This window comes from Paenibacillus sp. GD4 (assembly GCF_030846225.1).
GTDB lineage: Bacteria > Bacillota > Bacilli > Paenibacillales > NBRC-103111 > Paenibacillus_G > Paenibacillus_G silviterrae.
The window spans coordinates 4,907,569-4,923,333 of record NZ_JAVCYK010000001.1 but is presented as its reverse complement, the minus strand read 5'-3'; the positions used below and the strand labels follow the sequence as shown (position 1 = coordinate 4,923,333).

Annotated in this window: 18 protein-coding genes; all 18 read right to left on the bottom strand. The window is 46.4% G+C overall.

What is annotated here, in order from left to right; all coding sequences use genetic code 11:
* Positions 1-22: 22 nt before the first annotated feature.
* The 18 genes from RAC89_RS23300 to RAC89_RS23215 all read right to left on the bottom strand — a co-directional run bounded on the left by RAC89_RS23300 (position 23) and on the right by RAC89_RS23215 (position 15,753).
* Entirely contained in the window at positions 23-1,120 is a 1,098-nt protein-coding gene (locus RAC89_RS23300; protein ID WP_306615982.1) for a protein-glutamate methylesterase/protein-glutamine glutaminase, read from the bottom strand.
* A gap of 57 nt (positions 1,121-1,177) precedes the next feature.
* A complete protein-coding gene (locus tag RAC89_RS23295) occupies positions 1,178-2,056 on the bottom strand; it encodes a MinD/ParA family protein (RefSeq protein ID WP_306615981.1) in 879 nt (292 codons plus the stop codon).
* The gene (gene flhF, locus RAC89_RS23290) at positions 2,049-3,353 is read right to left on the bottom strand and encodes a flagellar biosynthesis GTPase FlhF (RefSeq protein WP_306615980.1); all 1,305 of its coding nucleotides are present in this window, start codon (positions 3,351-3,353) and stop codon (positions 2,049-2,051) included. The genes RAC89_RS23295 and flhF overlap by 8 nt, the downstream gene beginning before the upstream one ends.
* Entirely contained in the window at positions 3,350-5,383 is a 2,034-nt protein-coding gene (gene flhA, locus RAC89_RS23285; protein WP_306615979.1) for a flagellar biosynthesis protein FlhA, read from the bottom strand. The genes flhF and flhA overlap by 4 nt, the downstream gene beginning before the upstream one ends.
* A 24-nt stretch (positions 5,384-5,407) precedes the next feature.
* Positions 5,408-6,499, bottom strand: coding sequence for a flagellar biosynthesis protein FlhB (flhB, locus tag RAC89_RS23280; protein ID WP_306615978.1), 1,092 nt, complete (start codon positions 6,497-6,499; stop codon positions 5,408-5,410).
* A 14-nt stretch (positions 6,500-6,513) separates the two neighbouring features.
* On the bottom strand, positions 6,514-7,293 hold the full coding sequence (fliR, locus tag RAC89_RS23275) for a flagellar biosynthetic protein FliR (protein ID WP_306615977.1): 780 nt from the start codon (positions 7,291-7,293) through the stop codon (positions 6,514-6,516).
* Between the two features lie 11 nt (positions 7,294-7,304).
* Entirely contained in the window at positions 7,305-7,574 is a 270-nt protein-coding gene (gene fliQ, locus RAC89_RS23270; RefSeq protein ID WP_284639066.1) for a flagellar biosynthesis protein FliQ, read from the bottom strand.
* A 34-nt stretch (positions 7,575-7,608) separates the two neighbouring features.
* Positions 7,609-8,379 (bottom strand): flagellar type III secretion system pore protein FliP, encoded by a 771-nt coding sequence (gene fliP / locus RAC89_RS23265; RefSeq protein WP_284639064.1) that lies wholly within the window; start codon positions 8,377-8,379, stop codon positions 7,609-7,611.
* Positions 8,380-8,385: 6 nt separating this feature from the next.
* Positions 8,386-9,021, bottom strand: a complete 636-nt coding sequence (locus RAC89_RS23260; RefSeq protein WP_306615976.1) for a flagellar biosynthetic protein FliO — start codon at positions 9,019-9,021, stop codon at positions 8,386-8,388.
* Positions 9,022-9,075: 54 nt separating this feature from the next.
* Entirely contained in the window at positions 9,076-9,438 is a 363-nt protein-coding gene (locus tag RAC89_RS23255; RefSeq protein WP_284639060.1) for a response regulator, read from the bottom strand.
* 33 nt (positions 9,439-9,471) lie between these two features.
* On the bottom strand, positions 9,472-10,746 hold the full coding sequence (gene fliY, locus RAC89_RS23250; RefSeq protein WP_306615975.1) for a flagellar motor switch phosphatase FliY: 1,275 nt from the start codon (positions 10,744-10,746) through the stop codon (positions 9,472-9,474).
* A complete protein-coding gene (gene fliM, locus RAC89_RS23245) occupies positions 10,736-11,734 on the bottom strand; it encodes a flagellar motor switch protein FliM (RefSeq protein ID WP_284639056.1) in 999 nt (332 codons plus the stop codon). The genes fliY and fliM overlap by 11 nt, the downstream gene beginning before the upstream one ends.
* A 43-nt stretch (positions 11,735-11,777) precedes the next feature.
* Positions 11,778-12,254: a flagellar basal body-associated FliL family protein gene (locus RAC89_RS23240; protein WP_284639055.1), complete on the bottom strand. Its 477-nt coding sequence runs from the start codon at positions 12,252-12,254 to the stop codon at positions 11,778-11,780.
* A gap of 1 nt (position 12,255) precedes the next feature.
* Positions 12,256-12,477 (bottom strand): flagellar FlbD family protein, encoded by a 222-nt coding sequence (locus RAC89_RS23235; RefSeq protein WP_284639053.1) that lies wholly within the window; start codon positions 12,475-12,477, stop codon positions 12,256-12,258.
* 69 nt (positions 12,478-12,546) lie between these two features.
* Positions 12,547-13,386 carry a flagellar hook-basal body complex protein gene (locus tag RAC89_RS23230; protein WP_306615974.1) on the bottom strand — a complete coding sequence of 280 codons (840 nt, stop codon included), beginning with the start codon at positions 13,384-13,386 and terminating at the stop codon, positions 12,547-12,549.
* 89 nt (positions 13,387-13,475) lie between these two features.
* The gene (locus RAC89_RS23225) at positions 13,476-13,850 is read right to left on the bottom strand and encodes a TIGR02530 family flagellar biosynthesis protein (protein WP_306615973.1); all 375 of its coding nucleotides are present in this window, start codon (positions 13,848-13,850) and stop codon (positions 13,476-13,478) included.
* Positions 13,847-14,293 carry a flagellar hook capping FlgD N-terminal domain-containing protein gene (locus RAC89_RS23220; protein WP_306615972.1) on the bottom strand — a complete coding sequence of 149 codons (447 nt, stop codon included), beginning with the start codon at positions 14,291-14,293 and terminating at the stop codon, positions 13,847-13,849. Before RAC89_RS23220 ends, RAC89_RS23225 begins: the two co-directional genes overlap by 4 nt.
* A gap of 41 nt (positions 14,294-14,334) precedes the next feature.
* Positions 14,335-15,753 carry a flagellar hook-length control protein FliK gene (locus tag RAC89_RS23215; protein WP_306615971.1) on the bottom strand — a complete coding sequence of 473 codons (1,419 nt, stop codon included), beginning with the start codon at positions 15,751-15,753 and terminating at the stop codon, positions 14,335-14,337.
* Positions 15,754-15,765 lie beyond the last annotated feature (12 nt).

Sequence of the window (15,765 nt, the reverse complement as noted above, 5' to 3'; positions counted from 1 at the left end):
ATATGTATCCCAGAAGTATTTCCTACGATTGGAATACAGCTGTTGCAAGCTTTCGTGCAATACTTTGCTGGGGCACTATGTCCGTTACGCACTGTAATTCGACTGCCGCCCTCGGCATGCCGTATACAATGCAGGTTTCTTCGGACTCGGCAATTGTGGTCAAGGCTCCCGATTGTTTTAATGCGAGCATCCCTTTGGCACCGTCCGATCCCATACCGGTCATAATGACAATGTGTCTTTTTAACTCCTTTAACGGCAGCAGCGACTCGAACATGACATCAACGGAAGGGCGATGTCCGCCGCGGGGCTGTTCATGCGATAAATGAATCTTGTACTGCGGTCCGCTGCGTGCCACTGTAAGGTGGTAGCCGCCCGGCGCCACATAAGCCGTGCTGCTTTCCAGCCTCATTCCCTCCTCCGCTTCCACCACTCTGATCTGTGAAACGGAATCAAGACGTTGAGCCAGTGACTTTGTAAATCCAGGAGGCATGTGCTGTACAATGACGATAGGAGCAGGAAATCCGCTTGGCAGCTCCGACAGCACCTTATGGAGCGCTCTCGGCCCCCCGGTAGAGGTGCCGATCGCGACCAAATGCTCGAATCGCGTCAGATCATTACCCGCCGTCCCGTGCTGATTCGCAGTCTGTTTTGCTAACGTCGGCGTTGTCAGCTTGTTCTTGAGGCTTACCGGAAAAACAGGATCGGCAAACTTCTTAGCATTGGATTTGACGGCTGCTCTTAGCTTTTCAAGAAGCAAATCCTTTACTTTGTGAAGATCAAGCGAAATGGATCCGGAAGGCTTGCCTACAAAGTCAAAGGCTCCCCATTCCAATGCTTTAATCGTTTCGGCGGCGCCTTCCTGCGTTAAGCTGCTGAGCATGATCACCGGTGTGGGCTGCTCCCGCATAACGATTCGAAGCGCCTCCAACCCGTTCATTTCGGGCATTTCAATGTCCATTGTGACGGCGCGCGGTCGGTGCTTCTTAATGAGCTCTACCGCTTCCTTACCGTTCTTTGCGGTTGCCACTACACGAAACTCAGGGTCACTTGTAATAAAGTCGGAAATCATTTTCCGCATAAAAACCGAATCATCCACGACCAGTACGTCATATGCCGGCATTCAGGTCCCCCCCTCTTTGGTTGTTATGAGCCACTTGCTGGTTAGAGGATGGCACGTTTATTGCTTTAACATTTTTAACATTTTATTGATAAAGCCTTTCATCGCTCCTGCACCTGCATCTTGCTCTGTCCTCGGCTGATTGGCAAGAAAATCATCCACCAGCTCACTAATGCCGCGCGATGCATCGCTATTAGGAAAGGCTACGGTAAACGGAATTTGCTTCTTGACGGCTTTGGATACGCTGCTGTCATCCGGCACATAGCCAAGCGACGGAATGTCCAGCTGTAAAAATTGTTTGGCAACCAGGCTGATTTTGTCCGCCGTCTGCTTTCCTTCCTTGCCATCCGTAACCCGGTTTACTACAAGCTTAAAGGGGATCTTGTAGTTCATCGAATTGACCATTTTAATGATGGCATAAGCATCGGTAATCGAAGTCGGCTCCGGCGTGGTAACGACGATCGTCTCTTCCGCCGCAATAATAAATTTCAATGTCTCTTTGGATAAGCCGGCTCCTGTGTCAAATATAATAAAATCGACAAGGCCGTTTAATTGACTGACTTGCTCTGCAAAGTAGTCAAGCTGCTCTTCAGTAAGACGTATCAAGTCATTGAAGCCTGACCCTCCGGCAATAAATTGCAAACCGTTTGGACCGGTCTGGATAATCTCGGAGATCGACTTTTCTTTTTTGAGCAAATGATACAAATTGTACTTCGCTGTAACCCCCATCAATACATCGATGTTTGCCAAACCGATATCGGCATCGAATACGAGCACCTTGTAACCTTTTTTTTGAAGCGTCAGAGCAAAATTCAATGTAAAATTCGATTTCCCTACCCCGCCCTTGCCGCTGGTAACAGTAATAATCCGGGTTGATTTCGATCGTAGCTCCTGCTGATGCTGTATCAGATTCCGTAATCCTTGTGCTTGGTCATTCATGCTTGTAGTCCTCCAGAATCAGATCGATGATGTGCTTTTCGTCCAGTTCTACGATGTCATCCGGCACGCTCTGTCCGTTGGTCATATAGGATAGCTGAAGCTGAAATTCATGGATTAGATTGACAATCGGTCCGAAGGAATCCGTTTCATCCATCTTGGTAAACAATACCTTGTCCAGCTTAAATTTGCTGAAATTTTCCGTAATAGCCTTCATATCCTTATACTTCGTCGTTAAACTCAATACAAGGAAGGTTTCACTTTGCCCCCGCGATTGCAGTAGAGCATTCAGCTCGGAAACATACATTTCATTGCGGAAATTACGTCCGGCCGTATCCATAAAGATGATGTCGCGATCCTTCAGTTGCTCGAACGCTTTGTTCAAATCGAGCGGAGAAAAGACCACTTCTAAAGGAACATTCAAAATGGTAGCGTATGTTTTGAGCTGCTCGACTGCAGCAATTCGATACGTATCGGAAGTGATAAACCCTACCTTCCGTCCATACTTCAATACTTGCTCGGCCGCGAGTTTAGCGATTGTAGTGGTTTTACCGACACCGGTCGGACCGACGAAATGTGCGATTTGAGTGTCCGGAGAAATTGGCTTGCTTTGGCTCGGCACAAGAATCTCCAGAAGCTGCTTCTTCAAGGACGCGATAGCTGCTTCCTTGGTAAGGGAGGTACCCTCTGACTCCACTTCCTCCTGGACACGTGCAATGAGCCTCTGTATAAGCAGCGGTTCCAGCTCCTGATCGATTAGCCGCTGTTCAAATTCCAAAAGAACTGGATCCAGCTCCGGTTGTTGAAGGTTCTGTTTAGAAAGCTTATGCATCATTTCCTTCATCTGTTTTAATTCTTCGAGCAGGACATCCTCTCGAGGCTTCACAGCCGTTGGTGCCTGTTTCACCATGGTTGGGATCGAGGCCTGAGTACTGCCTGTCGAAGCCGTTGGAAACACGTCGGGTACTTCAGGAAAAGAAAGTGACGCCCTCTCCTCCTGCAGCATGGATGCGAATGCAGGTTTGCTTGATGGCTGCACCGGCGGAATGATCGGCTTCTGCATCTGGGCCTGTTGAGGTTGCTTCCCTGCCCCGATAGGCGATGGAACTCCAGCTCCACCGACGGCAGCCGCCGTATCTGTCGCAGCAATGACCTCAATTTTTTTCTTCGAAAACAACCCGAGAAAACCGCCGGAGCGAATTTCCTTAGTATTCAAAATGACCGCGTCTTTGCCAAGGTCCGTACGTATTTTCTGTAAGGCATCCGGCATGGAATCTACTACATAGCGCTTTACTCTCATAGATTAACAACTCCCATGCTTTGAATTTCCACATTTGGTTCAAGCTCGCTGTAAGACAATACCGGAATGTCCTGCATGGTTCGTTCCAAAAGCTGCCGCAAGTACATGCGAATTGTAGGAGAGGTCAGAACAATCGGCTGCTGTCCCGACTGCAACAGCTTCGTCACTTGGTCGCTAATCTTTTGGTAAATTACCTGAGTTGATGTAGGGTCGAGCGCCAAATAGCTGCCTTGATCCGATTGCTGTACCGATTCCGCGATTCTCTTCTCTAACGACGGCCCGACGGTAATCACCTTAAGGGAATCTCCCCCGGTTGCATATTGCTGTGTAATTTGTCTGGATAAGGCCTGTCTCACGTACTCTGTCAAAATTTCAGGATCCTTCGTATAGCCTCCGTAGTCAGCCAAAGTTTCCATGATCGTTACCAAATCGCGTACGGAAATTTTCTCACGAAGCAGCTTAACCAAAACCTTTTGCACATCCCCAAGGGACAAGACTCCTGGTATCAGCTCGTCCACCAATGCCGGATAATTCTCCTTCACATTCTCCACTAGAGCCTTCGTTTCCTGTCTTCCTAAGAGCTCATGGGCATGCTTCTTTATGATTTCCGTCATGTGGGTGGCAACCACCGAAGGCGGATCCACTACTGTATATCCGGAAAGCTCCGCACGTTCCTTCGTCTGTTCGTCAATCCAGATAGCAGGGAGTCCGAAGGCAGGTTCCAAGGTATCGATACCGGAAATCGAATCATCATCGATGCCGGGACTCATGGCCAAGTAATGTCCTAGAAGGAGCTCGCCTCGTGCGACGGTATTCCCTTTAATTTTCATCACATATTCATTAGGACGAAGCTGGATATTATCGCGAATGCGGATGACCGGCACGACAATCCCCAGTTCAAGGGCGCATTGTCTTCGAATAAGAATAATCCGGTCCAGCAAATCCCCGCCCTGCTGCGTATCCGCAAGCGGAATCAAACCATAACCAAATTCAAACTCAATAGGATCCACTTGGAGAAGACTGATAACACTTTCCGGACTGCGTACTTCCTCGATTTGCTGCTCTTCTTCAAGCTGAACTTCCGCTGCCTGCTGCTTGACTTGATTTTGCTGCATCTTATAACCGCCGAAAGCGATTAATAGCGCAATCGGAAACGTAGTATAAAAGTGAATCGGTGTAAAAATGCCGAGACCGGTTATCGTAGCGGCTACAATATAAAGCAGCTTTGGATAATTGAAAAGCTGCGCCGTCAGATCTTGAGCGAGGTTACCGTCCGAAGCGGCTCTGGTAACAATAATACCGGAAGCGGTGGAAATCAGCAGTGCCGGGATTTGGCTTACCAAGCCGTCACCGATCGTCATGATCGAGTACAGCTCCCCTGCTTCCGCGAACGATTTGCCTTTCATAGCCACCCCGATAATCAAGCCGCCGATGATATTGATGATAAGCATGATGATGCCGGCGATGGCATCCCCTTTCACGAATTTACTCGCACCGTCCATAGCGCCATAGAAATCCGCTTCACGAGATATTTTTTCGCGGCGCTCTCTTGCTTGATGCTCATTAATCATACCTGCGTTCAAATCGGCGTCGATACTCATCTGTTTACCCGGCATCGCATCGAGTGTGAATCGTGCGGCGACCTCGGCAACGCGCTCGGAACCTTTGGTTATTACGATAAACTGCACCAAGACAAGGATGATAAAGACGACGAAGCCGACTACGATATTGCCTTGGGCAACGAAGGAACCAAAGGTTGCGACCACATTACCGGCATCCCCGTTGGCCAAAATATTTCGGGTTGTCGAAACGTTGAGAGCCAACCGAAACAAGGTGGTGATGAGGAGCAATGATGGAAAGATAGAGAACTGCAAAGCATCTGTTGTATTCATTGCAATCAAAATAATAACGAGAGCAAAAGCAATATTAATGATGAGCAGGACATCAAGCAACATCAGCGGGAGCGGCACAACCATCATCAAGACGATCCCGATCACGCCGACTAATACCACTAAATCCTTTAGTTTCATTGCCAGATGCCCTCCCTTCTGTAATTAGTTCGCTTTTCCTTTAACTTTGTATACATATGCTAGAACCTCTGCTACGGCCTGGAACATATCGTTCGGAATGGCTTCCCCGATCTCTACTTGAGCGTACAACGCACGAGCCAGCGGTTTGTTTTCCATTGTCATGATACCGTTTTCCTTGGCGATTTGTTTGATTTTTAGGGCGATATAATCCGTTCCCTTAGCGATGACCATGGGTGCCTGCATCTTCTCTGCATCGTACTTAAGAGCAATAGCGAAGTGAGTCGGGTTCGTAATGACCACATCGGCTTTGGGAACTTCCTGCATCATCCGCTGCATAGCCATTCTTCGTTGCTTCTCACGGATTTTACTTTTGATTAACGGATCGCCTTCTGTTTTCTTATATTCGTCCTTAATATCCTGCTTAGACATTTTCAAGCTTTTTTCATGCTCATACCGCTGGTACATATAATCGAATATTGCTAGAACAATTAGGATCAAACCGATTTTCAATCCAAGAGATAACGTAAGCGATGAAGTAAACCAAAGGATATCTTCTATGGGATGATGAGCAAGCTCCATCACTTGGCTACGCTCTCCCCATAGGGTGTTAAAAACGACAACACCTATGATGCTCATTTTAAGTACAGACTTCAGAAAATCCACGACGGAACGCAAAGAAAAAATATTTTTCGCTCCAGAGATCGGATTGATCTTTTCAAACTTCATCTTCAAGGGATCTGCCGTAAAAAGAAAACCGATCTGAAGGTAATTCGCAGCAACACCGATCACAAGCGCGATTATGAATATCGGGCCTACAATCATGAGCATTTGCAAAAGTAACCGTGTACCCAAGGTTTGTACATTTTCAATCGTTGGATCATAGAGAAGAAAATCGTAGAATATGGACTTAAACATCGCCAATAGTTGATCCTTCATGAAACTACCAAACAATACAAAGGACATAAACGTGAAAAATAAAATAAACGCAGCGGACAAGTCCATACTCTTGGCGACTTGACCTTTTTGGCGAGCTTCCTGCCTTTTTTTGGGGGTCGCGGATTCCGTCTTCTCACCCGAAAATAACTGTAAATCCAATTGGTAGCGAAGCGTGGTCACGTTGTTCCCTCCGTTCAAGCAGCAAACACGCCGAAAAATCGTTGAATTGCTTCCAGCATGGCTTTAAACAAATCTTTAAAAAGCAGCTGATAGCCAGGGAATAGTAAGACTAACATCATTAATCCCAACAGGACTTTAAGAGGCATCCCTATGACAAAAATATTGAACTGCGGGGACACTCTCGCCAGTAGTCCCAACCCCAAATCAGTAAGAAATAAGGCTACTATGATGGGGGCAGCCATTTGAAAGCTAAGTGCAAATACTTCCGAAAATGTGCGTAGCATGAAATCAGAGATTCGGCCGTTATAAATATGCGTAAAAAGTTCGTTATCTAACGGAATCCATTCGTAGCTGCGCATGATCCCTTCAAGCAAATAGTGATGCCCGTTAAAGCTAAAAAATAGCAATAGGGCTACCATATACTTCAAGTTCCCCATAAGCGGACTCTGAGCACCCGTTACAGGGTCAATCACATTTGCAATACCAAACCCAATCTGAATATCGATAAATGCACCCGCAATTTGTACAACGGTAAAAAATAAGTAAGCAATGAATCCGAGAAAAAGTCCGACCAATATTTCCCGAAGTATCAAAAGCCAAAATATCGAATCCAAAGTAACGGGTGTTGAGGTGCCAAGACTGATGAAAGAAATAAAAGCTACAAACACAGCTAAGCCAAGCTTCAATGGGTTCGGCACATTTTGAGCCGAAAAGACCGGTGATACTACAAAAAAAGAGGTGATTCGACAAAAAAATAGCAGAAATCCAGGATAATATTGCAGTATCCAATCCATTCGCTCACAACCTAACCTACAAATTTATATAAATTGTTAAGCAGATTGTAAGTGAAGTCGACCAAAGTGGTAAGAATCCACGGACCAAATACCAGTAATGCCAGCAATACTACCACGATTTTGGGTACAAACGCCAGCGTTTGCTCCTGAATTTGCGTCGTTGCCTGAAAAATGCTGACAATCAATCCCACAACCAGAGCCAGCACCATCATTGGTGCGCTAGCCTTGAGTGTGGTATAAACCGCTTCGCCGGCCAGCTTAATGATAAACTCGGAGCTCAACGTTATTCTCCTCCTGACAGTCTTCAACGATCGTTTACGTATTAAAGCTTAACAGTAGTGACCGTACGACTAAGTACCAACCATCCACGAGGATGAATAATAAAATTTTGAAAGGCAGCGAGATCATAACCGGTGGAAGCATCATCATCCCCATTGCCATTAACGTACTCGCTACTACCATATCGATGACAAGAAACGGGATAAAAATCATAAAGCCCATTTGAAAAGCCGTCTTCAGCTCACTTATAGCGTAAGCAGGTACCAATGCGGTAAGCGGTGTATCTTCGACTCCCGTGGGAGGCGCTGCCTTCGTATAGTCCAAAAACAGCTTTAAATCCTTTTCCCGCGTATGCTGAAACATAAATTTTTTGATGGTTACCGATGCTTTGTCTAAAGCAGCCGTCTGCGAAATTTCGCCCTTCATATACGGCTGATATGCCGTCTGATTAATCTCACCGAGCGTTGGCGCCATGATAAAAAAGGTTAAAAATAAGGCTAATCCGATTAATACCTGATTGGGAGGCATTTGCTGTGTCCCAAGCGAGGTCCTTACAAAACCTAGTACAATGACGATTCTCGTAAAGCTTGTCATCAGTACTAGTATCGAAGGAGCGATACTTAGAATCGTGAGCAGGAGCAATATATTGACCGTGCTTGCAGCGCCTGCCGGAGTATTCGCATCCGTTCCTCCGATGTCGATGTTGATCCCAGGGATCGGATTCGCCGCGTAGACCGGCGAAGAGTAGCCCAAGACGATAACTAATACGGCGATAATAGCTGGAATCCATCTCAATTTATTCTTCATGATTTATCATTCAACCGATCCGTTGTATTGATCTTGATTCAGCAGTTCCTCGGCCAGCTTTTTACGATCGGAAACACGCTGCATTTTGTTGTGAAACACTTGCTGAAATGACATTTCCGTCTCTTCCTGTTCATTGACGGCGGGTTTGCCGCGAAGCTTCTGAACCCAGCTGCCAAACGCGTCAAAACTCGGAGCCACAGACGATACCGTCATCAAATCAGTAATATAAGCTACCTCCTGTTCATCCTCTATCTTTTCCAGTAGCTGAACGTTCTCCCCTACGCCGACCACATAGAGAGAACGTCCGATTTCTACGATTTGAATGGATTTGTTCTGCCCCAGCGGAACACCGCCCAAGGAGCGGATCGAGCGGCCGAACAGCAGTTTATTTTTTTGCGAAACGATCTTCATAATCACAAAAAACAAACCGATAATAAGGATAAGGAAGAATATTACCTTGAGAATCATGACAAACGTATCGCCTGCCCCTCCTCCTACAATAGGCTTTCCAGCTGGATCGCCTAAGTCAGGGGACTTCGTTGTGTCTTCTCCTATTGCTCCAAAACAAACAGCAGCGAATACTGCTGTTTGCGCTGAAACGAAAATCAAAGCTGCTGCCAACTTGGTTGCGAGTCGTTTCAAGTTTCACATTCCTTTCGGGTTGAACAAACTCTCCCCATGCTGCTTTATACCATGCTAACCCAATGTTTTCTTAATGGCTTCAATAACGCGATCCGCCTGGAACGGCTTCACGATAAAGTCTTTTGCACCGGCTTGAATGGCATCGATTACCATAGCTTGCTGTCCCATTGCAGAGCACATAATAACTTTTGCATTGGCATCCAGCTTTTTAATCTCTTTCAATGCATTGATTCCATCCATCTCAGGCATCGTGATGTCCATTGTAATCAGGTCCGGACGAAGCTCTTTAAATTTCTCAATGGCTTGCGCCCCGTCGTTTGCTTCTCCAACAACTTCATATCCGTTCTTTGTTAGAATATCGCGAATCATCATTCTCATAAAAGCAGCGTCGTCTACGATCAAAATGCGGTTAGCCATGGATAACCAATCCTCCTAGGGTTGAGTAAATATTTATTGTTGTAATTTCTGAATGCGATCCCATTGATTGACGATGTCCGTAACACGTACACCGAAATTCTCATCAATAACGACAACTTCGCCTTTGGCGATCAGCTTGTTGTTAACGAGAATATCCACAGGCTCACCGGCTAGCTTATCCAGCTCGATAATAGAGCCTTGGGAAAGCTCCAAAATATCTTTAATAACCTTATGTGTCCTACCCAATTCTACTGTTACTTTAAGAGGGATATCCAGTAGTAAATTCAGGTTTGTATCTTCCGCAGCGGTCAAGTGTGGCGTACTGAAATTAGAAAACTGAGCAGGCTGCACATTTACGTTGCGATTCGCATGCATGCCGTAGGTAGCCGGTTGCGGCGGCATCATTGGCTGCTGAGGCATCATAGGCTGTTGATACATCGGTTGCTGCATCGGCGGTTGTTGATACATGGGTTGTTGCATAGGCGGCTGCTGATACATTGGTTGGGCGTATGGATCAGGAGCAGGCATACTTGGCGTCGCTGGTGCTGGCGCAGGCGGCTGCTGAGCTGCCGGTTGTGGTGCCGGTGCAGGTGTTGGAGCCGGTTCTGGGTTCATGTCACCTCCGCCCATAAGTATGGAAACCATATCTTTTGCAAATCCTACCGGGAGAAGCTGCATGATGGTCGAGTCGATCAAATCGCCGATCGTGAGCCGGAACGATATTTTGATAAACACGTCTTCCGGTGGAAGGGCCTGGTCTCCTTGTTCGGACAAATTCAATATATCAATGCCTGGCGGCGAGATATTAACGAACCGGTTAAAGATGGTCGACATGGATGTCGCCGAAGAGCCCATCATTTGATTCATCGCTTCTTGTACGGCACTAATGTGAATTTCCGACAATTCCATGTTCTGACCGGTCCCGTCCCCACCCATCATCAGATCCGCAATGACTTGAGCATCACGAGTTTTGATCACAAGTAGATTGATTCCATGAAAACCGTCCACATAATTGACATGTACGGCTACATGGGGCTTGGGGAACTCCTGAACCAATTCTTCACGCGCGATTATGGATACTTTCGGTGTAGTAATATCCACCTTCTTACCGAGAAGCGTCGATAGAGCTGTAGCAGCACTTCCGAATGTGATGTTACCAATCTCCCCAAGCGCATCCTGCTCTAACGAAGATAAGTAATCATCCAAGACCGGAGATAAGCCGGAGCTGTCAGAGCCGCCTCCATCGGACGCTTGTCTCAGAAGAGCATCAATCTCTTCCTGTGACAAATAGTCTTTGTTATTCGTCATTCTCTTCTACTCCTTCTTCTACAGACTCACTGATTTGAATGGCAAGCTTACCGCGGGCCGTACCAGGAGTACCGTAATACTTAAGCTTTTCCCCAATACGTATATGAAGCGGCTCGTCAACGGATTTGTTGAGCGTAATCACATCACCGACATTAAGATTCAAAAATTCGCGAACATTAATTTGCGAAGTTCCCAATTCGGCAATGATGGGTAGCTTGGCCTTATGCAGCCTGGACTGTAAAGCCATAACCTCTTCCGGGGCCCGAACTTTTTTCTGAGATACAAACCAATGGTGTACCGATAATCTGGGCATGATAGGCTCAATAACAACATGAGGAATACATAAATTGATCATCCCCGTAGTGTCGCCAATCTTGGTGCTTAAGGAAATAAGCGCTATCGTTTCGTTCGGTGATACGATTTGCATGAACTGCGGGTTCGTCTCCAGCGCTTCAAGCCTAGGAGATAAATCCACCACAGTCTTCCAAGCTTCCTGGAGGCTCTCGAAGGCTCTGCTGAAGATCCGTTCCATGACGATCGTCTCTATCTCTGTGAGCGCATTAATCTTCGTTGGAGACGTACCAGCACCGCCGAGCAAACGGTCCACCATGGCAAACGCTACATTCGGATGTACCTCAAGCACCATTCTGCCTTCCAAAGGCTCTGCTTCGAAAATATTCAAAATGGTCATTTTAGGTATCGAACGGATAAATTCATCATAGGGCAGCTGCTCAACTTGTACAACGTTAATTTGTACGAAGGTTCTTAATTGAGCTGAAAAATATGTCGTCAAGTAACGGGCAAAATTCTCATGAATTCGAGTTAGGCTTCGAATATGGTCCTTAGAGAATCGAACCGCCCTCTTAAAATCGTAAGCCCTGACCTTCTTTTGCGTTTCTTCTTTTTTGAGCTCCTCGGCATCCATCTCACCGGAAGACAATGCGGCAAGCAGAGCGTCAATCTCATTCTGCGAGAGAACATCAACCATTAGCGTCACCTCCTCTGTGCTATATCATGGAGAATGCCCGTTTCTATTGAAGCACTTTATCCGTAATATAAATTTGATTTAATTTCCCTTCCTGAAGTAAAGGATTCATTTTATTCATAAGGACAGAGGTCAGAGTATCAAAGCTTTTTCCGCCGCTTGCTTCTTCCGCAGTCATGTCAGCCAAGGTTTGAATAATAATGGCCTTCATTTTGAAATCCAGCTTTTCGAACTCTTCCTTTGCCTTCTTATTTTCAAGTTCAAAGGCGAAGCTTACTTTAATGAATTTAGCATTGCCGGCTAAATTCGTAGTAATATCCTTAATGATAACTGTATTTTCTTTAATTTGATCCGGTGTCAGTTTCTTGGCCTGCTTTACTTGACTTGCAGAGCTTTGAGCAGCATTCTCAGGGGAATCGTTACTTTTAATCATATAGTTCCACAGAACAAAGGCTGCCGTCAATATCAATGTAATAGCAATTAGAATCGCAACCAGCATAATGAAAATCTTATTCTTTAACAACTTACGACCCCTCCGAATTCAAGCTCTTAAAAGTACCCGCTACAAGTCCAATCGATTGACAATAGCTTTGAATCAGTTGTACTGCTTCTTCTGTGCTCTCAAGGACCATAATTTTTTTTCCGGTAATTAACGTCACCATCGTATCCGGTGTTTCTTCGATGGATTCGATAAGCAAAGCATTTATCACCAGCTTTTTGCCGTTCAATCGGGTTAAAGTAACCATCCCATACCTCCACTTAGCTTGAATGGAGGGGGAGGGCTCCTCCCCCTTTTAAAAATTCATACTATACTATTATTGCTTCAGATTAACAACCTCTTGCAGCACTTGGTCAGAAGTTGTAATAATGCGGGAATTCGCCTGGAAGCCGCGCTGTGCAACAATCATCTCTGTGAATTCTGCGGTTAAATCAACATTAGACATCTCCAACTGGCCTGAAATGATGGCTCCAGTTCCGAGCGTAGCATCATTGGCCTGACTATAATTGGAGGATACAGGCGCATTCGCCACATCGTTCGAGTTCGGTGTTTGACGATAGAGGTTGCCGCCGATTTTCTCAAGACCGGCTGGGTTCGCTACTTTGACAACGGAAATAAACGTTCCCGTATTGTTCGTTGCCCCTGTATCATCAACGGTAATGATTTCACCCGAAGTGGAAATCGAGAATGCCGTCACCGTACCAAAAGCCTTCAGATCGATAGGAGCCCCATCCGTGCTCATAACAAACATCCCGTCTGCAGTTACAAGCTGCTGGTTAGCGTCGACCGTAAAGTTACCCGCTCTTGTCAGAAAAGGCTCTGTAGCAGCCGGGTCACTTTTTACTGCGAAGAAGCCGTCCCCATCAATACGAAGATCTGTTACTACGTTCGTTGTCATGGCACTACCGGGCGTATGAATCGTATCGATTGCTGCAATGGATACACCAAGACCGATTTGCTTGGCGTTAACACCTCCTCGTACTGTATCCTCCGACGGAGAAGCACCTGCGACCGTTTGACTTAAAATATCCTTAAACATAACACGGCCTGCTTTAAAGCCTACAGTGTTTACGTTAGCGATATTATTACCGATAACATCCAATTTCGTTTGAAAGCCGCGCATACCGGATACGCCGGAATAAAGTGATCTTAGCATTCGATTCAATTCCTCCTAATTGGGATCTAGATGGCTGCTTCAATCGATCCGCAGCCGTAAGGGCCTCCGATTCGGTCCAGCCCCTTGCTTTACGTGATCACCATAGCACTGTCGATCTGCGTAAATACATTATCTTTCATGGAGTCGCCGTCCATAGCCGTGACAATCGTCCTATTCTTGATGTTGACAATAAAGGCTGTGTCCCCTAGGAGCATCAACGAATCCTTTGCACCCTTCTTGGCGGCCTTATCAATAGCATGATTGATTTTGGCCAGCTGCTCCGGCTTAAGCTCAATCCCCCGCTGGCGTATTCTCTCTTCCGCATGATGACTGACACGAACGAATTGATTTTGCAGGATCTGATCAAATGTGCTGGACCCCTTAGCGGGTGTTACAGGCTGACGCGTCCGTGCAGGTGGAACGGCATTGGGATAAAGCTGTCCAATGGATATTCGTTCCGTCATGGAGTTTCCTCCGGATTCGTAATTTTACTGATTCGATCGAGAGATATTTCCTGACCGTTAATTACAGCCAGCTGCTCCCCATTTCTTACCTTGATAGCCTCCACCAAGCCGGAGCTCGCAACCTCTTGACCTTTATCGTTCTTCAAAGACCAAGTAACGTTCTTCCCGATAAGACTGGAAGCAAAGCCTAATGATTGCCGCATAAATTTTAACTCATTAGCCATATTAGTCAACTGCTCGACGGAGGTAAACTGCGCCATCTGCGCGATAAATTCTTTATCTTGAAGCGGCTGCATTGGGTCTTGATTCTTCAGCTGTGTGATGAGAATTTTCAAGAATTCATCTTTACCCAATTTATTCTTGTCCCCGGACCCCGCCCGTTGAACATTTTCCTGTGAATAATAAGGCCATACATTCCGTGTACCGATATTTGTATCCGCCATTCCTTCACCTCCCGGTAAGCACCAGCATCGAAGCTGAAGTTTTACGCCGAGTAATCAATTACGCCGGTTCCCGTAAGAGCAGCTCTTGTCTTTTGAATATCCGCTCCGTCCGTCCCTTCGACTTCCAAAGAATCCAAATTCTTATTACCGGATTTCGACTGTTTGCCCGATTGTCCGGGCTGCTGCTGCCTTTGCTCTTGAAACATCCCAGATTGAAAGCTTTGGCTTTGAGATACCTCAATTTTTTCTACCTGTATGCCTTGATTCTGCAAGCTCGACCGAAGCTGTGCCATCTGATTCTCCAGCATTTCCTTACCGGCTGCATTATCAGCTATAAAATGAGCGGTCAGCTGTCCATGCTGCATCGAAAGCTTCACTTCTACATGACCGAGGTGCTGAGGGTACAAGGAAAGCTTAGCTTCCGTAAAGCCCTCTGATGAGGTCTGAATCGAGAAGGAGCTAACGACAAACCTTGTCATATCGTCCGTGAAAGTAGCCGCAGGCATTTGAACATAAGCCGGTTTGGCTGTAGCGCCGGCTGTCTGCTGATGCTTTAAGAATTCATGCATAGGGATTGGTTCTGCCATTTCCGTCTCTGCAGATACCGTCTCTAGCGGTTCAAAAAGCTGATCATGCTGCTCGGCAGGGATATCTACTGCAAATTTGGGTGTGACCGTTTTAGCAGCTAAATACTCCAGCTTTTGAATCGAGCTCGTTGCGACTTGAATCACGTTTTTGCTGTGCATTTCGTCCGAGTTCTCTTGCGACAAGCCAGCATCTTCATGCTGCTGCAAACCGAACACGACGGCAGGAAGCTCCTTCATCACTTGCTTCAAATCCCCGTTTGACAGTCCAGAAGCTGTATGTAGCAGCTGCTTAACGTCATTAAGTAATTGAATGGCTTCGGATTTTGTCAAACTTTTCGTTTCTGTTAAATGGTCAGTCGTGCCCTTACCTTGATCAAGAGGTACGAAAAGTAATGGGTTTACTGCCTCCATCGACTCGTCAGTTGTAAGCGATACATCGGAAATGCCATCCATCGCAGTCTCATCTTCAGGAAGCTCTGTCAGTGTGACCTGAGCCTGCTGAAATGTTAGAAAGTAGGATTGCACCTCAGCGAGCCATGCTTGCAGACCGGGATCTTTCAACAGCTCGTCCGTAAGATCGGAATCGGACTGATCTAGCAGCTTAATTAATCCGTCAAGCTGTGATTCCGTCATCTCCTTTGCCTGCTCCTCCGGCAATTGCTGCATATTCAATAATGGCATCAGCAATTGAAGCAACGCCGACACTCCGGCAGAAGAAGCCTGGTCCTGACCGGCAGAAGGATTGGCTGTTGTCATAACCGTGCTAAGGGCTGAAGAGAAATTTGCGCCGTTCGCCGCGACACCCGTAGCTTGAGCTGAAGAGTTCGCAGAGCCGGATGTAGCTTGAATTGTCATTTGTCCTTGAATCTCCATGTTTTGTTTTCA